This window comes from Frankia sp. AgB32 (assembly GCF_023243045.1).
GTDB lineage: Bacteria > Actinomycetota > Actinomycetes > Frankiales > Frankiaceae > Frankia.
Genome location: NZ_JALKFX010000062.1, coordinates 1 through 19,710, shown reverse-complemented (window position 1 = coordinate 19,710; position 19,710 = coordinate 1). Strand labels below are relative to the sequence as shown.

The 19,710-nt window shown below is 74.0% G+C and carries 16 protein-coding genes; 10 read left to right on the top strand and 6 right to left on the bottom strand.

Going from position 1 to position 19,710, the window contains the following annotated elements; translation table 11 throughout:
- Nucleotides 1–76 precede the first annotated feature (76 nt).
- Complete coding sequence (locus MXD60_RS17915; protein WP_248820462.1) at nucleotides 77–1,483, bottom strand: DUF6531 domain-containing protein; 1,407 nt, start codon at nucleotides 1,481–1,483, stop codon at nucleotides 77–79.
- 163 nt (nucleotides 1,484–1,646) lie between these two features.
- Here MXD60_RS17915 and MXD60_RS17910 point away from each other — a divergent pair, with 163 nt between their 5' ends.
- The gene (locus MXD60_RS17910) at nucleotides 1,647–2,099 is read left to right on the top strand and encodes a hypothetical protein (protein WP_248820461.1); all 453 of its coding nucleotides are present in this window, start codon (nucleotides 1,647–1,649) and stop codon (nucleotides 2,097–2,099) included.
- A 122-nt stretch (nucleotides 2,100–2,221) separates the two neighbouring features.
- On the opposite strand, the gene MXD60_RS17905 is transcribed toward MXD60_RS17910, so the two are convergent.
- On the bottom strand, nucleotides 2,222–2,452 hold the full coding sequence (locus MXD60_RS17905; RefSeq protein WP_248820460.1) for a hypothetical protein: 231 nt from the start codon (nucleotides 2,450–2,452) through the stop codon (nucleotides 2,222–2,224).
- A gap of 530 nt (nucleotides 2,453–2,982) precedes the next feature.
- Between MXD60_RS17905 and MXD60_RS17900 the strand changes: the two genes are divergently transcribed.
- The 6 genes from MXD60_RS17900 (at nucleotide 2,983) to MXD60_RS17875 (ending at nucleotide 9,986) form a co-directional block, all read left to right on the top strand.
- Nucleotides 2,983–4,326 carry a protein kinase family protein gene (locus MXD60_RS17900; RefSeq protein ID WP_248820459.1) on the top strand — a complete coding sequence of 448 codons (1,344 nt, stop codon included), beginning with the start codon at nucleotides 2,983–2,985 and terminating at the stop codon, nucleotides 4,324–4,326.
- Nucleotides 4,323–5,009 carry a hypothetical protein gene (locus MXD60_RS17895; RefSeq protein WP_248820458.1) on the top strand — a complete coding sequence of 229 codons (687 nt, stop codon included), beginning with the start codon at nucleotides 4,323–4,325 and terminating at the stop codon, nucleotides 5,007–5,009. The genes MXD60_RS17900 and MXD60_RS17895 overlap by 4 nt, the downstream gene beginning before the upstream one ends.
- Nucleotides 5,010–5,122: 113 nt before the next feature.
- Nucleotides 5,123–5,953, top strand: a complete 831-nt coding sequence (locus MXD60_RS17890; protein ID WP_248820457.1) for a vWA domain-containing protein — start codon at nucleotides 5,123–5,125, stop codon at nucleotides 5,951–5,953.
- The gene (locus MXD60_RS17885; RefSeq protein WP_248820456.1) at nucleotides 5,950–6,750 is read left to right on the top strand and encodes a hypothetical protein; all 801 of its coding nucleotides are present in this window, start codon (nucleotides 5,950–5,952) and stop codon (nucleotides 6,748–6,750) included. The genes MXD60_RS17890 and MXD60_RS17885 overlap by 4 nt, the downstream gene beginning before the upstream one ends.
- Nucleotides 6,751–6,915: 165 nt before the next feature.
- Nucleotides 6,916–7,545, top strand: a complete 630-nt coding sequence (locus MXD60_RS17880; protein WP_248820455.1) for a copper resistance CopC family protein — start codon at nucleotides 6,916–6,918, stop codon at nucleotides 7,543–7,545.
- Between the two features lie 2 nt (nucleotides 7,546–7,547).
- Nucleotides 7,548–9,986, top strand: a complete 2,439-nt coding sequence (locus tag MXD60_RS17875; RefSeq protein ID WP_248820454.1) for a bifunctional copper resistance protein CopD/cytochrome c oxidase assembly protein — start codon at nucleotides 7,548–7,550, stop codon at nucleotides 9,984–9,986.
- Nucleotides 9,987–10,008: 22 nt separating this feature from the next.
- On the opposite strand, the gene MXD60_RS17870 is transcribed toward MXD60_RS17875, so the two are convergent.
- The 4 genes from MXD60_RS17870 to mftR all read right to left on the bottom strand — a co-directional run bounded on the left by MXD60_RS17870 (nucleotide 10,009) and on the right by mftR (nucleotide 16,368).
- Entirely contained in the window at nucleotides 10,009–12,810 is a 2,802-nt protein-coding gene (locus MXD60_RS17870; protein WP_248820453.1) for an HAD-IC family P-type ATPase, read from the bottom strand.
- 98 nt (nucleotides 12,811–12,908) lie between these two features.
- Nucleotides 12,909–13,916, bottom strand: a complete 1,008-nt coding sequence (locus MXD60_RS17865; RefSeq protein WP_248820452.1) for an undecaprenyl-diphosphate phosphatase — start codon at nucleotides 13,914–13,916, stop codon at nucleotides 12,909–12,911.
- Between the two features lie 161 nt (nucleotides 13,917–14,077).
- The gene (locus MXD60_RS17860) at nucleotides 14,078–15,583 is read right to left on the bottom strand and encodes a hypothetical protein (protein ID WP_248820451.1); all 1,506 of its coding nucleotides are present in this window, start codon (nucleotides 15,581–15,583) and stop codon (nucleotides 14,078–14,080) included.
- A 170-nt stretch (nucleotides 15,584–15,753) separates the two neighbouring features.
- Nucleotides 15,754–16,368 carry a mycofactocin system transcriptional regulator MftR gene (gene mftR, locus MXD60_RS17855; protein ID WP_248820450.1) on the bottom strand — a complete coding sequence of 205 codons (615 nt, stop codon included), beginning with the start codon at nucleotides 16,366–16,368 and terminating at the stop codon, nucleotides 15,754–15,756.
- Between the two features lie 651 nt (nucleotides 16,369–17,019).
- On the opposite strand from mftR, the gene MXD60_RS17850 reads away from it, so the two are divergent.
- The 3 genes from MXD60_RS17850 (at nucleotide 17,020) to MXD60_RS17840 (ending at nucleotide 19,600) form a co-directional block, all read left to right on the top strand.
- Nucleotides 17,020–18,276, top strand: coding sequence for an aminotransferase-like domain-containing protein (locus tag MXD60_RS17850; protein WP_248820449.1), 1,257 nt, complete (start codon nucleotides 17,020–17,022; stop codon nucleotides 18,274–18,276).
- Entirely contained in the window at nucleotides 18,267–19,175 is a 909-nt protein-coding gene (locus MXD60_RS17845) for an ABC transporter ATP-binding protein (protein WP_248820448.1), read from the top strand. The genes MXD60_RS17850 and MXD60_RS17845 overlap by 10 nt, the downstream gene beginning before the upstream one ends.
- A gap of 146 nt (nucleotides 19,176–19,321) precedes the next feature.
- Entirely contained in the window at nucleotides 19,322–19,600 is a 279-nt protein-coding gene (locus MXD60_RS17840) for a GlsB/YeaQ/YmgE family stress response membrane protein (protein WP_248820447.1), read from the top strand.
- Nucleotides 19,601–19,710: the final 110 nt, after the last annotated feature.

The following is a 19,710-nucleotide window of genomic DNA, read 5'->3' as shown; positions in this document are numbered from 1 at the left end:
AGGGCCACCGTGGGTCGCTAGCCCTTCGATGTAGAGCTCTTCCATCTCCTTCTCCATGCCGGTTTATCCCGGCGCTCTAACTGGTCAGGCGACTGAGCTGGTCCCACGACCAGCGCTCGGTGATGTCGCACGGGCCGGCGCGGTGGACGAGGTTTCCCTCGTCGTCGTAGTCCATCGTCCAACGCGCACCGGAGCGTTCCTCGATGCCACGCAGCCGGCCCGACTCGTCGAACACCCGGTAGAACGCACGGTCCGCGTCATCCACCACACAGACCAGCCGGCCAGCCGAATCATGGCGGAACTCGTTGATGGCACCGCCCGCCTCATCGGTCACCAGCGTGCGATGACCCTCGCGGTAAGCGAACTGGACGAGACGACCCTCGGGACTGAGCTGGGTCAGGACCCGGCCGGCCTCGTCGAAGGTGGTGCGGGCCAGCGTCACACCATCCGCGTCGACGAGCTCGGTGAGCAGGCCAGGGGCCGCAGCGGCGTAACGGAAGCGACGGGCGCCCTGCGGGCCGTCGTCAACGGCGACCAGGTTGGCGTAGGTGTCGTAGACGTAGCGCACCTCCCGGCCGTCACTGGCCCGCACCGCCGTGACCAGGGGACGCTCGTCGTCCCACACCAGCTCGACGTACCGGCCCGAACGGGGATGCGACAGCCGCGTGAGCAGGCCGCCCGACCAGGCCAGCCGTAGTTCCGTCCGGTCAACGCGTACCCGCACCGGCTGGCCGGCCTCGTCGTACCACCAGGTCTCCCCCGGGCCGCGGGTGAACCGAAAGCCCGCGCCGTCAGCGTGCAGCACGGCGCCCAGCAGCGGCATGGGGGTCGGCTGGTCCACGCCCGGGCGCGCCACCAGGGAGCGCGCGCCGTCCGGGGCGCGCCACTCGACCTGCCCGTCACCGATGTCCAGCGCGGTGTCGGCCCAGCTGGACCAGCCGCGCCCGTGCGCGCCGAGCCGATCGTGCGCGCGGGAGTTGTAGGTCCGCCGCCAGCCGGCCGGCGCCACCCGACCGGGCAACGGCAGGTCGAGTTCCTGCTCGACCAGGTTGCCGTTCGCGGTACACACCGGGTCGGCCGCGAAACCGCTGTCCGGCGCGCGGGCGAGCAGCTCCGGGGCGTCGACGGTCAGCGAGGTCGTCGCCAGCGCACCGATGCCGGCCGCCGCCAGCCCGGCGGCGATCCGGCTGTCGTCGACCGTGACCGTGCCGGCGGCCGTGCCCACCGAACCCCGGTCGGCGGCGACGAACGCGTCCCTCACCGTGCCGACGAAACGGTCCCGCTGTTCGGCGTCGCTCAGGTGTGAACTTAGTTTCGCCCACAGATCCGGATGCGAAAGACTGTACTGCGCCCCGAACCGGGAAACCACATCATCGTAGTAACCCCGCACACCAGCCGCCGCCGCCGCCAGCGTCGTGCGGGCCGCGGTGGCATCCGTGACGTATGTGCCCAGGTCCTCCGGGTCCGCGGAGCTGGTGGCCACGATGGTCTTCCTTTCTTCCCGGCCTTCGCCGGGCCGGGTCCCGGTCCGCTGGGCGAGGACCCCGTGGTTCCGAACAAAGTTTCCGCGGCCGTCCGGGCTCATCACATTGCCGGGGCCCTACAATGTCCCGAACGGTCCGCTGATTCCCGGGGGGAGGCTCAGGATGGGTGTCCACGGCGGCCAGCATGTGGTCTTCGACTTCGACGGCGCCCTTGAGCTGGCCAGACGGCTGTGGGGCCTGGCCGACGGTGTCGACACCTTCCGCGGAAAGCGGGACACCGCCGCGGCCACAGCCCTGCGCCACTGGCAGGGCCGTTACGCCACGGAGTTCCGCGGCAGTGTGACCGCCGAACAGGGCAGCGACACACATCTCAGTACCGCGATGCGGGATGACGCCCGCACCCTGGCCGCCCTGTGGAGCCAGGCGATGGCGGAGGAGGCGAAAGTCCGATACGCCGACCACGTCACCGAGAAAAAGCGGCACCGGAGCATCTTCCATCGCGTCGAGGACGCGGTGTTCGGTTCCGACGAGGACTACGGGCCCGAGCCCGGGCCGTTCGCCGTGCCGCAGCCGCCCGCCTTCGCCGCGACGGGCAGCCTCCCGGTCCACGGCTAGGAACAGCACCCCGCCGCCGGCGGCCTTCGGCGGCCACACCGCCCAGAAACGCCTGCCGCGCAAGGTGCCACCGGCGCCAGCGCGTTGCCTGGCGCCGCGGCGGGCGGCCGTCGGCACGTCGCTCAGCTGCCGCCCGCATTCATGATGTCCGTGTTGATCTGGCTGACCTTCTGCTGCAGCGCGCCGAGCTGGGTGACCGCGTTGTCCAGCGCCGTCTTGGTCTGCGGCCAGATATCGGCGCGGAACTGGACGGCCAGGCCGCCGTCCCAGTTATTCGGGTCACTCAGCAGCTGACCTTCGTGTTCCAGGTTCTGGATCTCCTGACTGAGCCCGGAGTTGATGATCTGCTGCATACGCCCGATCGCGTCGCGTGCCGTGTCAGTGGAGACAACCCGAGCCATTGATTCTGATCTCCCTGCGAGTCGATTCTGCCATCGGCGGCATCATCATAACCACACCCATCTCCTCGGGCGGCAGCTCGTCCTCGCGGCACCATATCTTTCCTGTTGAACGGCATCACAGCCCGGACGGACGCCCGTGCCGGCCACTCGAGCGGCTGACTGCGAGCCGACGAACAGCGGTCACGGGTGCGCCGTTCGGATGACCCTGGCGGCCGCCGCCGAGGTTCATCTCCGTTCGACCGGTGGACGCTCCCGCCGGCGCTCAGCTATAGTCGGCCAGCAATAGCGTTGGTCTTTCCCGTGCTGGCCTGGCAGCGCCGTCCCGGCCCGGGTGAATATGTGTATACGGGCAGCTCCGGCCGCCACGAGGCCGGGATTTCAGGCGACGTTTTCTCCGGGGTCGGCGGGCGCGTTCACCCCGGCGTCGTCGCGCATTCGGGCTTCGCCGCCGTCCGCGTCCGCCGCAGACATTGGTGAGTGGTGTGCGTATCTGGCCGGATGACGGGCGGTTCGAGGCGGCGGTCAGGCGCGGCTCGTACTGGCATCCGCGCCTGACCGGCGTCACCTTCGACCGGGAGGGCCCCACCGGGCCGGAGCGGGCCGGCGGCGACGGGTCCGGGCCGCTGCTGCACGCGCTCGGCGCGTCGGCGGTCGTCTTCTTCGGCCGGCGCGGGCCGCAGGGCGTGGCGCTGCGCTGCCCGACCCGTGACCTGGGCGCCGGTGCGACCCGTCGCTACGAGAAGCTCGCCGCCCAGCGAGCCGCCCATCCGCCCCTGGCCGCCGCGCTCGCCGAGGCGGAGTGGATCGACCAGGGCCTCGAGATCGACGGCACCTGGTGGCCGGTGATCGTCATGGAGCGGGTGGAGGGCCGGTCGCTGGCCGGCCAGGTGGAACACGTCCTCGGCAGGCGCCCGGCCGGGCTGCACCGCCTGGCGCAGGACTGGGCCGGTTTCGTCGCCGCGCTCGGGGCGGCCGACGTGGCGCATGGCGACCTGCAGCAGAACAACATCTTCGTCACCGCGAGCGGGCGGTTGAAGGCGGTCGACCTGGACGGCGTCTGGCTGCCGGCCGTCGCCCACCTGCCGCCGGACGAGACCGGCCATCGGCACTACCAGCATCCCCGGCGGCGGCGCGGCGACTGGGGCCGTACCGTCGACACGTTCTCGGCCCTGGTCATCTACCTTTCCCTGCGCGCGCTGGCCGTCGAGCCGGACCTCTGGGGGCTGTACCACAACGGCGAGAACCTGGTGTTCACCGACGACGATCTCGCGCATCCGGACCAGACCCCGCTGTGGGACCGGCTGAACAGCAGTCCCGACCAGGACGTCCGTCGGCTCGTGCCGCTGCTGCGGGAGCTCTGCCACGGCCCGGCCGACCCCGGCTGGGACCTGGCCGGCCTGCTGGAGGGGTATCGCCGGGCCCGGTCGGAGGGGCTCCTGCGGTCGGCGTCGTTGCGCCGTCCCGCCGGGCACGACGACGTCAGCCGCTGGTGGGACGAGCCCGAGGAGGCGGCCCCGCCGGATCCCGACACCGCCTGGTCCTGGCCCGACGAGGCAGCCGTCGGCGCCGGCCTGACCGGGCACGACGACGTCAGCCGCTGGTGGGACGAGCCTGAGGCGGCAACGCCGGATCCCAACACCGCCTGGCCCGACGAGGCAGCCGTCGGTGCCGGCCTGACCGGGTACAGCGACGCGGACGAGGGTGCTGGCGCGGCGCTGTCGGGCCCGGCGCGCGTGCTCGCCTACGTCGCCGTGTTCCTCGCCGTCTTCGGTGCCGTCCTCGTCATCGTGTACCGCGCCGGACTGCTGCGGGCGCTGGTCTCGTGAGCCCCGCCCCGCTCCGCTCCCGGCGCTGGCCGGCCCTTGCCGGGCACGCACGCGCACACGGGGCACCCGCCGCCGCCGTCGGGGTCGGTCTGGTCGTCACGGTGACCGGGCTGGCGACCGGCGGGCACTCGGCGCCGTCCCGGACGCACCACGCGCTCGGCTGGGTGGCCCTGTACGCCCTGGGAGTCGCCCTGATGCCGCTGGCCCGCCTCGTCCTGCGGACCGCGCGGATGGACGCCGGGTCCGGTCAGCCGCGGCCGACCGCCCGACCGGACCCCTGCGCCGGTCAGGGGGCGGCGACCGCACGATCCGACCGCTCGGCCGACGAGCCGGGCTGCCACCCCGGCGGCAACTCCGCCGGCGGGGACGAGGAGCGGACCCAGGTCGGCCGCACCGCCGTCGAGGGAAGTGGCAAGCGGGCCGGGCCGCGGGGCGGTGGGCCGCCCCGGCCGTCGGGCCCGGTGGACCATGGCTGGCGGCTGTTGGACGACCCGATCTGCCCGCACTGCGGCACCGAACACGCGATCATCGCGGACTTCTACTGCGACCACTGCGACCACGAGTGGACGATCGAGCCCGGCGATCCCTGGCCGGACCTCCTGGTCGATCCGACCGCGCCCGTCCCGGCCCCCGCTGCGCTGGCGGACCCTCCCTCACCCGCCCGGCCCCCGGACCGAACCTGACCCGCCGCGCCCCGTCCCGAGCCGTCGCCCCCGTCCTCGACGACCCCCGTCCCCTGTCTTTCAACGACCCCCGTCCATCGACGACCCTCTGTCCCACCGCGAGGAGCCGGTCCGTGCCCTACTCCCAGTCGATCGACCGCACCACCCCGGGTTGCGTGATCTTCCTGTTGGATCAGTCCGACTCGATGAACCTGCCGGTAGGCGGCCGCGCCAACGTGTCGCGGGCCGAGCTGCTGGCGGACATCGTCAACGACACCATCGCGATGATCATGAGACGGTGCCGGAAGGTGCACACCGAGCCGACTCCGCGGGCCTACTACGACCTGGCCGTGCTCGGCTACTGCGGACAGGAGGTGCGCTCGCTGCTGGGCGGTCCGCTGACCGGCCAGTGGCTGGTGTCGATCCCGGAGCTGTTCTCCTCGGTGCTGCGGCACGAGGAACGGGACGGACGGTCCAAGCCCGTCTGGGTGGAACCCTTCGCGTCCGGTCACACGCCGATGTGCCAGGCCCTCAACCAGGCCGGTCGGCTGGCCAGCGGCTGGGCCTCGGGACACCAGCGGTCCCACCCGCCGATCGTCATCAACATCACCGACGGGATGGCCACCGACGGCGACGGCGACGAGGTGCGCACCTGGGCCGACCGGCTGCGCTCGCTGCACACCCGGGACGGGGACCTGCTGCTGTTCAACGTGAGCCTGTCCGACGGCCTGTCGGCCTCGGTGCGTTTCCCGGACAGCCCCGCGCAGCTCCCCGCGGGCGACGCGTTCGTCCGCCTGCTGTTCGACACCTCCAGCGAGATCCCGGAGGAGATGCGCAAACGTGCCGAGTCCAGCACCAACGCGAGTCTTTCTGTCGGGTCCCGCGGTTTCGTGGCCAACGCGGCACCCGACGACCTCGTGCTGGCGCTGCGGGTCGGCACCAGCCTGACCGACGACCTCCGGTGAGCGCCGGCCGGCGGGACCTCGCCCGACCGCAGGCGCCGCTGCGGTGCAGTGCGCGAATCCTGCGGCTGCCGAAGAACGAGATCGACCCGATCGAGGACGGCGCGGCCGCGAGCGAACGCGCCGGTCGGTTCGCCGTCGCCGACGGCGCCTCGGCCGGACGCGACGTGCACCTGTGGGCGCAGGCGCTGGTCCGCGCCTACGTCCGCCAGCCGCCCCACGGCCAGGCCAGCGACGCCGACCTGCGGGAATGGTTCCTCGGCGTGGCCAGGCACCACGCGGCCAGCCTTCCCCAGGCGGTCGGGCCCAGCTGGCTCGACGAGGGACCGGGCGCGGTGACCGGCGCCTATGCGACGTTCCTCGGGCTGCAGATCGGGTTCGACGACCAGGGTCACGCAGGCTGGAAGGCCATCGCCATCGGTGACTCCTGCCTGCTGCAGGTCAGCGCCGGCGGTGTGCTGACGGCCTTCCCGCTGGGCGCCCCGGAGGAGTTCACCGACACCCCGCGTCTGGTGCCGGGCCATCCCGACCTGCTCGCCACCAGCCTGAACTCCACCGCGGTGGAACGGGCCTCGGGCCCGGTGGCCGCGGGTGACACCCTGCTGCTCGCCACCGACGCCGTCGCCCGCTGGCTTTTCACCCTGGCCATCCACGACATCGGCGGGTTACACCGGGTCATCCGCAGCCCGCGCGACGACCTGCGCGACCATCTCGCCACGCAACGCGCCCTCGGCGCGGTCGACAAGGACGACCTCACCCTCCTCACCGTCCGCCTGCGCACCGGCCCACGCAGCCGGTAGGGCCGTCCCGCCACGAGCACCGCGCCGTGGTCGACGCCGACCGCGGCCCGTCTCGCGACAACGGGTCACCTCTGCGCCACCGCTGGCACGCGGGTCCAGCCCAGCGGTGCCAGCGACCCTCGTTCTACGGCGCGTAGAATTCGCGGGGTGCGACGACAGGTGCAGGTGTCAACCGCCGGACGCCGACGCGGTCGGGCGGGATCTCTCGTCGCGACGATCGGCGCCGTCGCCGTGCTGCTTCCCGGCCTCCTGCTGACGCTCGCCACGCCGGCGGCGGCCCACTCCCGCCTCGAAACGACCTCGCCCACCGCGGGCGCCACCCTGGACGCCCCGCCCGCCGAGATCGTGCTGACCTTCAACGAGTCGGTGTCCGCGCGGTACAGCCGGGTGGCGGTGACCGGTCCTGGTGCCATCAGCGTGACCCGCGGCGCGGTGTCAGTCGACGGCGCGACGGTGCGCCAGCCGCTCGCCGCGTCCGCCGCGGGCGCCTACACCGTCTCCTACCAGGTCGTCTCGCAGGACGGTCATCCCGTCGGCGGCACCTTCACCTTCACCGTCACGCGGTCCTCACCCACCGCCAGCCCGTCGGTCGCCGCCACCACCGCGTCGGCGTCCCCCTCCCCCACCGGCGCGGCCGTCCTCGCCAGTTCCCCCACCGCCAGCCCCGCCGCCGAGGACACCGACAACGACGGGGGTGGACACTGGGTGACGGTCACGGTAGTCGTGATCGTTGCCCTGCTGGCCGTCGGCGCGGTTCTCGCCGTCGTGCGGCGACGTCGTTCCGGAGCGCGCTGACCATGGACACTTCCGCCTCGGCGGGTAGCACCCAGCCTGTGCCGGCGCCACCGGTCACGGCAGCGGCCGAGGGCCGCGGCAGCGGCCCGCCGGGTTCCGGCGCGGCACGGCGCGCGCTGCCGGTCGCGGTCGCGGCCGGGTTCGCGGTGCTCGCCCTCGTCGTCGGCTTCGGGCCCGGCCCGCTGCGGCTGCCCGGGCTGCCGTCATCCGGCACCGTCACGTACTGGGCGCTGCCCTGCGCCCGCCTGGCCGGGCGGATCTCGTCGGTGGCGACCCTCGGGTGGCTGCTCACCGCGGCCCTCCTGCTCCCGGCGCGGCGCGCCACCCGCCCCGCCGCCGCGGCGCCGGCCGAGGCCGCCGCGACCGCGGTGGACGGGCCGGTCGCGGATCCCCGGCCGAGCAGATCGGGCGGCCGGCTGTTGACGTTCACCGCGCGCCGGTGCGGGCGCCACGCCGCCAACGCGGCGGTGGTCTGGCTGCTCGCCACGCTGGCCGAGCTGGTGTTCAGCCTCTCGGAGATCTCCGCGCGGCCGATCGGCGACGTGCTGGACCTGGCCGCGCTGCGCTCGTTCGTCGCGGCGACCGCGCAGGGTCGGGCCCTGCTCGTCGTCGCCGCGATCGCCGCCGTCGTGGCGATCGTCGGGCGAACGGTGACGACGACGACCGCGGCCGGCGCGTCGCTGACCGTCGCCGCGGCGGGGCTGCTGCCGCCGGTGCTCGCCGGGCACGCGGCCACCTCCGGCGACCACGCGGTCGCCGTGGTGGCCCTCGCCGTCCACGTCCTCGCCGCCTCGGCCTGGATCGGAGGGCTGCTCGGCCTGCTGTCGGCCGTGCGGCTGCCAGCGACCTCGTTCGGGCCGGCACTGCGCCGGCACAGCAGGTTCGCGGCCGGTGCCGCCGCGCTGACCGCGGCCAGTGGCATCGGGGGGGCGGCGCTGCGGCTCGGCAGCGTGGCTGCGCTGTGGCAGAGCCGCTACGGGTTGCTCGTCCTGCTCAAGGTGCTCGGGCTGGTCGTGGCCGTCGCGCTCGGTGGGCTGCTGCGTCGCCGGGTCGTCGACCGACTGGCCGCCCACACAGCAGCCGCCCACACAGCAGCCGCCGGCACGACGAACGCCGGCACGACGCGGAGCAGCACGTCGAAGGACGGCACGACAGAGACCGCCACGTCGGGCGCCGGCACGACGACGCAGACCGCGCCGGGCGACACCGGCCCGACGGGGACGCTGGGCCGCTTCGTGCGGCTGGCCGGAGTGGAACTCATGGTGCTGACGGCGACGCTGGGCCTGGCTGTCGGCCTGTCGCGCACAGCGCCGCCGGTGAACGACGCGGCCGTGCCCGACGATCCGACCCGGGCGCTGCTCGGCTACCCGATGCCGCCGCCGGTGACGGCGGTCCGGCTGGCCACCGACTGGCGGATCGACTGGGTGTTCCTCGCCGGATCGGTGCTCGCCGCCGGGCTGTACCTGGCGGGCCTGCGCCGCCTCGCCGCGCGGGGTGACCGCTGGCCGCTCGGGCGCACCGTGGCGTGGTTCGTGGGGCTGTTCGTGACCGTGGTCGCGACGTCCAGCGGGCTGGGGCTCTACGGGCCGGTGCTGCTCAGCGTGCACATGACCCAGCACATGTTGTTGAACATGCTCGCGCCGATCCCACTCGTGCTCGGGGCGCCGGTGACGCTGGCGCTGCGGGCGCTGCGCCCGGCGAAGGCCCCGCACCGCACCGGACCGCGGGAATGGCTGGTGGCGGCGCTGCGTTCGTGGCCCGTGCGCTTCCTGACCCACCCGCTGGTGGTCACGGTGAACTTCGTCGGCGGCCTGTACGTGCTGTACCTGACATCGCTGCTCACGACGCTGATGCGCAACCACCTCGGGCATCTGTACATGAACGTGCACTTCCTCGCGGTGGGCCTGCTGTTCTTCGAACTGATCATCGGTATCGACCCGCTGCCGCGGCGGCTGTCCCATCCCAGCCGCATCCTCATGCTGCTGGCAGTGGTGCCCTTCCACACCTTCCTCGGCCTGACGATCATGGGTTCGTCGGCCGTGATGGGATCCGGCTGGTACGACCGGCTGGTCCGCCCGTGGGGGGTCAGCCCGCTCAGCGACCAGCACACCGCCGGCGGCATCGCCTGGTCGTTCGGGGAGCTACCGACCTTCACCGTGCTGCTCGTCCTGGTCGCCCAGTGGGCGCGCACCGACGAACGCCGCAACAGGACACGGGAGCGGCGCATCGCCGCCGCGGGCGACGTCGACGCCGAACTCGACGCGTACAACGCCTACCTGGCCCGGCTCGACGACGCCGCGACGAGGCGCGCCGGCGGTACCCGGGCGAGCGCGCCCAGCGGCGTCCGGGCCGGCCGCGGACCGGCCAACCCCCCGGGCGCGGTGACGGTACGGCCACCGCGACCCCGCGACGCCCCGGACGACGGACCGCCCGCCGGGTGACCCCTGGGCGGCCGGCCGCCGATCAGACGCTGTGAGGGGTCGCGCCGCCGACCCCGTCCACGCCATCCGGGTCGGCCGCACCGCGCGCTGGGCCCGCATCTCCCGGTGTGGCCGCTGCGGCGCCGGTCAGCGGGGAGACGGGCCGGGCCGGGTGCGCACTGCCCGAGGCCGGCGCGGGCAGGGTCCGCACGTGGCTGCGCGGCGACGCGGCGCGCCGCGCGGCGAGCTGTTCCTCGTGGGCCTCCGCGGCCGCGCGGCGCCGCCGGGTCACCAGCCAGACGATCTCCAGCACCGCGGCGGCGACCGCGGCGATCCCCACCGCCGTCCACGGGCCCTTGGTGCCGACCAGGGACAGCTGGAAGAACTCCTGGGCGAACGGGATCGTCAGGACCAGCACGAACGCGACCGCCATGGTCAGCACGAGGGCGATCCGCCACCACGTGTACGGGCGGGCGACGATCGCCAGCGCCCACAGCGCCACGAGGAACAGTGTCAGGGTCGCCATCGACGTCTCCGCGTCGAGGTCGTCGTAGATCGAGCGGGCGACCAGGTAGGAGACCATCGTCGCGGCGCCGGCGAGGATCCCGGCGGGCAGCGCGAAGCGCAGCACCCGGCCGACGAAGTCGGGGCGGGCCCGTTCGCTGTTCGGGGCGAGCGCGAGGAAGAACGCCGGGATGCCGATCGTCAGCGAGCCGAGCAACGTCAGATGCCGGGGCAGGAACGGGTAGGGCACCCGGGTGATGACGACCAGCACGGCGAGCAGCACCGAGTAGACCGTCTTCGCGAGGAACAGGTTCGCGACCCGTTCGATGTTGCCGATGACGCGCCGGCCCTCGGCGACGACGGACGGCAGCGCGGCGAAACTGTTGTCGAGCAGCACGATCTGGGCGACACCGCGGGCCGCCTGGCTGCCCGAGCCCATCGCGACGCCGATGTCGGCGTCCTTGAGGGCGAGGACGTCGTTGACGCCGTCACCGGTCATGGCGACGGTGTGCCCGCGGGAGCGCAGCGCCGCGACCATCTCCCGCTTCTGCTGCGGGGTGACGCGGCCGAAGATCGAGCGGGTCTCCAGCACGTCGGCGAGGGCGGCGAGCTCGGTCGGCAGGGTGCGCGCGTCGACCGGTTCGTCGGCGCCGGGCAGGCCCAGGGACCGGGCGACCGCGCCGACGGAGAGCGCGTTGTCCCCCGAGATCACCTTGATGACGACGTTCTGCTCGGCGAAGTACCGCAGGGTGTCGGGCGCGTCGGCCCGCGACCGCTGGGCGAGGACGACGAGCGCGACCGGCGTGAGGGATCCAGGCACCGTCGCCGGGTCGGCGAGCGCCGCCGCCAGCTCGCCGTCGAGCCGGCCGAGCAGCATGACCCGCAGGCCGCGCTCGCCGTCGGCGTCCGCGGCGGCGAGCACCGGGTGGCCGGCGAGCAGCAGCACGTCCGGCGCACCGAGCAGCCAGGTGCTCGCGGCGCCGGTCGGGTCGGTCAGGGTCGCGCCGCTCCACTTGCGGGCGGAGGAGAACGGGGCCTGCGCGCTGGCCGACCAGCCGGCGGGCGGCGGGCACACCTCGATGATCGCCTGCATGCTGGGGTTCGGCCGGCCGTCGGTGGCGCCGAGGGCGCCGAGCACCGCACGGGTCAGCGCCGCCGGCTCACCGCCGAGGTCGGCATCCGGCCTGGTCGGGATGGCTGGATCGGCAGGGGCGGCAGGGGCGGCGGGGGCGGCCGGCGCGCCCAGGCGTGCGTCGCCGACGATCCGCAGGTCGGCGACGTCCATGCCGGGTTCGGTGAGGGTGCCGGTCTTGTCGAGGCAGACGACGTCGATGCGGGCGAGGCCCTCGATTGCCGGCAGTTCCTGCACGAGGCACTGGCGGCGGCCCAGGCGCACCACGCCGACGGCGAACGCGACCGAGGTGAGCAGCACCAGGCCCTCGGGCACCATCGGCACGAGGCCGGCGACCATCCGGCGGATCGCCTCGGGCAGGTCGTGGTTGTTGACCACGATCTGGCTGATGACGAGCGCGATCCCGGTCGGGATGATCATCCAGGTGACGACCCGGAGGATGGTGCTGATCCCGGCCCGCAGCTCGGACCGCACCAGGGTGAACCTGCTGGCCTCCTCGGCGAGCTGGGCCGCGTAGGCCTCCCGGCCGACCCGGGTCGCGCGGAACGCGCCGGTGCCGGCGACGACGAAGCTACCCGACATCACCGGGTCACCGGGACCCTTGTGCACCGGGTCGGCCTCGCCGGTGAGCAGCGACTCGTCGACTTCGAGGTGCTCGGCCTCGGCGACGTCGCCGTCGACGGGGATCCGGTCACCCGGGCCGAGTTCGAGGATGTCGCCGAGGACGATCTCGGACGCGGCGAGCCCGACCGCGACGCCGTCGCGCCGCACGACCGGCCGGGTCTCGCCGACGACCGCGAGCCGGTCCAGCGTGCGTTTGGCACGTAGCTCCTGGGACACTCCGACCAGCGTGTTCGCAATGATCACGCCGCCGAACAGGCCGTCCTGCAGCGGGCCGACGGAGACCACCACCACAAACAGGACGCCGATGATCGCGTTGATCCGGGTGAAGACGTTGGCGCGGATGATCTCGCCGAGCGACCGGCTCGACCGCAGCGGCACGTCGTTCACCTGGCCGGCGGCGATCCGCTCGGCGACCTCCGGCGCGGTCAGACCGGTGGCCACCCGGCCCGCGCCCGTGGCGGCATCACCGTCCGTGGCTGCCAGGGCGGAGTCCTGGTCTGGGGAGACCTCCTCGGCGCTCACCGTGTCGGCGGCCTCGGGCCGCGCGGGGATCGGTCGCGCCGCCGCGACCCCTGGCCGATCCATCGTGTCCTCCAGCCCGTCCCCGGCGCCGCGTCCCCGCACGTCGGGTGGTCATCGGCGACCATGCCACCCACGCGAGGAGCCGTACGCCGCATGGACCGTCAACCCACCGTAGTCGACGCCTCCGAGGGCGTGTCGCCCACGGGTCCCGTACCGGTCGGGTCCGCGGCGTCGGCATCGAGCACGCCGCCGGCGAGCAGGCCGAGCAGCAGCAGGCCCAGGCCGACCCGGTAGGCGACGAACGGCGCGAAGCTGCGGGTGGAGATGTAGCGCAGGAACCAGGCGACGGCCGCGTAGCCGGTGCCGAACGCCACGACGGTGGCCAGCACCGTCGGCCCCCAGACCACTTCGGCGTCGCCGCTGCCGACCAGACAGGTCGTGGGCGCCGCGCCGCCGACCGTCCCGGCCGCGTCGGCGGCGGTGTCCGCGTCCGCGTGCGGCCTGGCCAGGCCGCGCAGCTCGAACAGCCCGGAAGCGAGCACCGCCGGCATCGCCAGCAGGAACGAGTACCGGGCGGCCGCCTCCCGGGTGTAGCCGAGCAGCAGGCCACCGCTGATCGTCGCCCCTGATCGGGACACGCCCGGGATGAGCGCCGCCGACTGCGCCAGGCCGTACAACAACCCGTCGCGCAGTGTGAGATCGTCAAGCGTGCGTTGCCGCCGCACGCGCGCGTGGCGGCCCCGGAGGCGAACCTTCGCCGCCTGCCGGTCGGCGCCGCCGAGGACCAGCCCGAGGATGATCAGGGTCGCGGCGATGAGCCGCAGGTCCCGAAACGGGCCCTCGATCGCGTCCTGCATGGTCACGCCGCACACGCCGATCGGCACGGTGCCGAGCAGCACCAGCCAGCCGAGTCTGGCGTCCGGATCCCCGCGCCGGTCGCCGCGGGCGATCGAGGCCGCCCAGGCCCGCCCGATCCGGGCGAGGTCACGGCGGAAGTAGATCAGCACCGCCGCCTCCGTGCCGATCTGCGACACCGCGGTGAACGCGGCGCCGGGATCGTCCCAGCCTGCCAGCGCGGCGGTGAGCCGCAGATGGGCGCTGGAGGAGACCGGCAGAAACTCGGTGAGGCCCTGGACCAGGCCGAGGACGCCACCCTGGAGATAGTTCATCGCCCTGGGACGAGGCTCGCGGGGCGCCACCTGCTCCGCCGGCGCGGCCTCTGCTCGTCTCGCCCCTGCACGCAGCTCACGCTAACGGAACGCGCCCCGCCCGCCGCGGGCGGGGCACACGGGCCCCGTCCGGGTCGGTGTGCCGCCACCGGCGGCGATGGTCATCCCCGGGTACGCGAGGTGGTGGGGGACGCGCCGCGCCGCCGAGCGCCGCCGTCATGTCCCGATCCGGTGCGGGTGGCCGCGGTGTGGCCACCGCGACGAGCCGGCGCGCCGCGCCGCGCGCCGGCCGCGCCCGCCGGCCTGATCCGCCGCCACAGACCCGGTCGCCCCGCCTGGTCGGATACGTCTGTGGTGGGTCCCGCGGCGCTCGCGTGGCCCCCGGGTCGCCCGGCGGAACGCACGGATCCCCCGCCCACGTCGGCGCGTCGGTGGTGCGGGCCGCGCCCGGTGTTCCTCGACCCGGAGCCGTTGGTGGTCGTCGGATGACCCGTCGTGGCCCGGCCCGCGACGTAGGAGCCGGCGGCGACCGCCCACGCGACCGGACGCTCGACCAGCCCGACGACGGCCAGCGTGCCCAGGCCGAGGTAGTAGGCCGTGCGCGCCGGTGCCGGCAACGGCAGCGGCACCGGGCCGACCCGGACCAGCCTGGCCGCGGGCGGCGGACCGACTTCGAAACGGGCGGTGAGGTAGGGCAGATGCAGGGTGGCGGACCGGATGTCCGCGGCCGCCCGCCGGCCGGCGGGTGGCGCCGGCACGCTGGCCTGCTCGGACACCAACCGGGCCGCCGCCCGCCCGAGGATGCCCGGGCGGGGGGACGACGGTCGGCTCCCCGTGCCGCGGGTGGTGCCGGGACGTCCCGTCGCCGCCGGGCGGGGTGCCGCCCGGCCAGCGGGCTTCGCCGCCCCCGCCGGTGTGGTCCCGGACCGTCGGCGAGCCGCCGCCGCGGCGCCGCCATCCGCCGTTGCGGCCACCGTCGCCGCCGAGTCCGTGGCTTTTGTACCGGTGGTCCGCGGCGCCACGGCCGTGCCGGACTTCGCCGTGGCGGTCCTCTCGGCGGTGGGCTTCGCCGTCTGCGTCCTGGGGACGCTGTCTTTGACGGTGCTGGCCCTGGCAGTGCTGGCCTTCGCGATGCCGCTCCCGGCTGTGCCGCCCTTTGTCGCGCCGGCCCGCTCGCCGCCGGATCCGCGTGTGGCGGGCTTGCCGGTGGTGGGCTTCGCGACGCCGGCCCTGGCTGCGGACCTCGCCGCGGTGGGCGTGCCGACAGCGGCGCCGGTGGCGGCGCTGGATCTCGCTCTGCCCGCTCGTTTCTCGGCGGAGCCGGAGCCGGAGCCGGTGCCGGTGGCGGCGCGGGACCGGGCACTCGTCGCGGGCGCGGACGCGGACTGCGCCGGCGTCCCGGTGCCGTCACCGGTGGCTGGCGATCCGGTTCCGGCGGGTGTCGCGCCGGGCTGGGACGTGCCGACCTGGGGGTCGCCCACGGCACCGGAGCCGGGCGTCCGCCGGTCGCTGTCACCACCGAGCTTCGCCGGCGGTCGCCACGGAGCCCCGTCCACGGCGGGGAACGGAGCCGGCGACACGAACGTCGGGCTGATCAGGGCACCGGTGGTGGAGCGCGTGCCGACAGCGCCCGGGTCGGCGCCGTTCGTGGAGCTCGTTCCTGCCATCGAGTGGTTCCTCCCACCAGCCAGCAACTCCTCAGAGTCACCAGTTCGCGTTGCTGGGTGGACAGCCTCCCAGCTCACCGGTCGTCATGCCAGAGCCATGAACCAACAATTGACTACTCTCCGCATTCGATGTCGAAGGGAGTCCCGGCGACCGACCGACGGACCGGACGTCACAACGCCGCGAATCCAGTCCCAAGCAGGTCAAGCGCCTCGGCGAGGATCCCGACCAGATCCGTGTCGCCGGAACGCAGCCACTGCTCGTACGCGGTCACCGCGACACCGAGATGGGCGGCCGCGACCGCCTGCGGCAGCAGGGCCCCCACGGGTTGGCCGACCCGACGCGCGACGAACTCCGCCACGACCGTCCGCCAGCTTTCGAAGCGCAGCGTCGAGTGCGCCTGCAGGGCGGGCGTACCGAGGATCAAGGTCATGCGCCGACGCAGCCAGGCGCCTTCGGCCGCGGGATAGGTGTTGAAGTCGAGAATCGCCCGGCGCAGGACGGCCAGCATGGGTTCGTCCGGCGGCGCGTCCGCCAGCGCTGCCCGCATGTCCTCCAGATGCGCGTCGAAGTTACCCCAGGCAAGATCGTTCTTGGACGCGAAGTAGCGGAAGACGGTGCGTCGGCCGATCCCGGCCTCGCGGGCGATGTCGTCGACCGTGGTCTCGTCGAAACCCTGCTCGGTGAACATCCGCAGGGCGAGATGTTCGAGCTCCGCCGCGCTCGTGGCCGGCCGACGACCAGCGCGGCGCCCATCGGCCTGCACGCTCGGGGCCTCGCTGGCCATTCGCCGCTCACCTCGCCCTGCCTTGCGGTACTCGCCGCCGCACTCGCGTTTCGCGACGACGGGCCCTGGTGACGCGCGGCCCCCGCGGCGATGACGGCGCCTGGACTGACGACCCTGTCGCGGCACTTCACCGTAACGGTCTTCGCCGAACAACGGCTCGCCCGATCGGGGCAGACGTGCGCCCGGACAGCCGCTATCATGGCTTCGTCCAGCATCTGAGAGCATCTGTCCAGATGTTGGGATGCCAGGTTCCGGGCGGGGAGTCACAGCGTCCGCGAGCGGAGCCGGCGCGGACCTGCCCGCCGCAACCCGGCCATGGCGGAGCCGCGCGTCGGCCGATGGTGCGGGTGGCCCGTCCCGGTCGGAGTCTGGCCCGGTCGGGCCCCACCGCCCGCGCGCCATCCCCGGCCATGCTGCCGAGCCGCACCGGCCAGCGCCACCCGTGGCCGTGGGCGCTCGCCTCGGCCGGCTCGCGTCGCGCCGTGGCGGGCAGGCGGCCGGCGCGGCGCCCACCGACCACGTGCCTTCGGACCACGCGCTTACACCACCACGTGCCTTCCACCACGTGCCTTCCACCCTGTGACTTCCCACCACATGCCTTCCACCCTGTGACTTCCCACCACGTGCCGTTCAAGGAGCCCCGTTCCACCCATGACCACCGCCACCGCCGCCCCGCCCGACCTCGCCGGCCGGGCCGGGTCCCTGCGCACCTCTCCCGTGCGCGACCTGCTCGCGCTGACCGCCGACCCCGCGGTGATCTCGTTCGCGGGTGGCCTGCCGGCCGCCGACCTGTTCGACGTCCCTGGACTGCGCCGCGCCTTCGACCAGGTCCTCGCCGAGGATCCGCGCCGGGTCCTGCAGTACTCGACCACCGAAGGCGACCCGGACCTGCGAACGCTGCTCGCCGCCGGCCTCGACCACCGCGGCCTGCCCACCCACGCGGACGACCTGCTCGTCACCACCGGGTCCCAGCAGGCGCTGACGCTGCTCGCCGCCGCCCTGCTCCGACCGGGCGACGTCGTCGCCGTCGAGGAACCGACCTACCTCGCCGCCCTGCAGTGCTTCGGCCTCGCCGGCGCCCGCGTGGTCGCCGTGCCCACCGACGACGACGGCATCCTGCCCGATCGGCTCGAGGAGGTGCTCACCCGGCACCGACCCAGGCTGCTCTACCTCGTGCCCACCTTCCACAACCCCACGGGACGGACGATGACGGCGGCGCGGCGCCACGCGGTCGCCGACATCGCCGCCCGCCGCGGCCTCTGGATCGTCGAGGACGACCCGTACGGTGACCTGCGCTTCGAGGGCACCCCGCAGCCCTGGATCGCCGCCGACCCGGGCGCTGCCGACCGCACGGTCCTGCTCGGCAGCCTGTCCAAGACGGTCGCGCCGGGACTGCGGCTCGGGTGGCTACGCGCGCCGGCAGCGCTGCGACGCGCCTGCGTGCTCGCCAAACAGGCCACCGACCTGCACACCTCGACGGTCGACCAGGCCGCGGCCGCCCGCTACCTCGCCGACGGCCACCTCGACATCCACCTCGCCGCGGTGTGCGCCGCCTATCGGCAACGGCGCGACGCGATGCTGGCGGCGCTGCCCACGGTGCTGCCTGCCGGCAGCCGCTGGACCCGTCCGCAGGGCGGCATGTTCGTGTGGGCCCGACTGCCCGACGGCCTCGATGCCGCCGCGCTCCTGCCGGCGGCCCTCGCCGCGAAGGTCGCCTATGTTCCGGGCGCGGTGTTCCACGCCGGCCCGCCGCAACACTCCACGTTGCGGCTGTCGTTCACCACCCACTCGCCATCGCGCATCGCCGAGGGCCTGTCCCGCCTGGCCCCCGTCCTCGCCGGCGCCGGCGAGGACGCCCACGGCCAGGTCGCGGCCACCCGCCGGGCGGGCGGCGGACCATGGACCTGACCGCCGGCGTGTCGGCGCCCCGTCCGCACCACGACGCGACACCACTGCCGCGCGCCGGGGGTGCCGCGACGGGCCCGGTCGAGCCGCCCGTGCCCGTGCTGCGCTGCGCCGGCGTGGGTCTGGTGCGGGACGGCCGGGACCTGCTGGCCGACATCGAGCTGACTGTCCGGCCCGGCGAGCACTGGGCGTTGCTCGGCGCGAACGGAGCGGGCAAGAGCACGCTGCTGGGCCTGTGCGGGGCGGTGCGCCATCCCACCCACGGCAGTGTGGACGTGCTCGGGCGACGGCTCGGGCGGGTGGACGTGCGGCAGCTGCGCGGTTGGATCGGCCACGTCGACCCGCGCCATCCGCTGCGCACGGCCCTGACGGTCGAGGAGGTCGTCCTCACCGGGGCAACCGGCACCGTCGAGCTCGTCCCGCGCTGGCAGCCCACCGCCGGCCAGCGGGAGCGGGTGGCGGAGCTGCTCGACCTGCTCGGCATCGCCGCGCTGCGGAACGCGCGCTGGCCCGTGCTGTCCCAGGGAGAGCGGGGCCGGGCGCTCATCGCCCGGGCGCTGGTGCCCCGACCCAGACTGCTGCTGCTCGACGAGCCGGCGACCGGCCTGGACGTCGCTGCCCGGGAGCGGCTGCTCGCGAGCGTCGAGACCCTGGCCGAGGAGGTCGACGAGCTGGCGAGCGTGCTCGTGACCCACCATCTCGAAGACCTTCCGGTGACGACGACGCACGCGATGCTGCTGCGCGGCGGCCGGTCACTCGCTGCCGGTCCCGTCGCCGACGTGCTCACCACAGAGCGGGTCAGCGTCTGTTTCGACCATTCCATCGACGTTCGCCGCGACGACGGTCGATGGTCGGCCCGGTCGCCCCGCCGCACAGGTGGCCGGAAGGACAGAATTACCTGACCGCCTCGCCCGTGGGAACCATTTCGCGAAATAGGTAGTTTGGCTGGGTCGGCATCGGGGACATCTCTCCACGATCAGCCCGGCGAACAAGAAAGCGGCGCACCCCGGCACCGCCGCCGGCCCCGGCACTGACAGCGGAGGTCACCGTGCTCTGGTTCATCATCAGCTTCATTATTCTCGGTCTTGTCGCGGGGGCGGTCGCCCGCCTTCTCGTTCCCGGCCGCGACCCCATGGGAATTCCCGCCACGATCGGCCTGGGCCTTGTCGGCTCGTTCATCGGCGGATTCCTCGGCTACGTTCTGTTCGGGCATGACCTGAGCGAGGGTGCGTTCCAGCCCTCCGGTCTCATCGGGTCGATCATCGGCGCGATCGTCGCCCTGCTGGTCTACCGGGCCGTAACCAACCGCCGGCCGGTGCACCACTGATCTGCGGCCCGGGACACCCACCGGGCGGCCACATCTGACAGGAGGGGGGGGGGGGGGGGGGGGGCGCCCGGCCCCGCCCGGGCGCGGCCGCCCCCCCCCCCGCGCGCCCC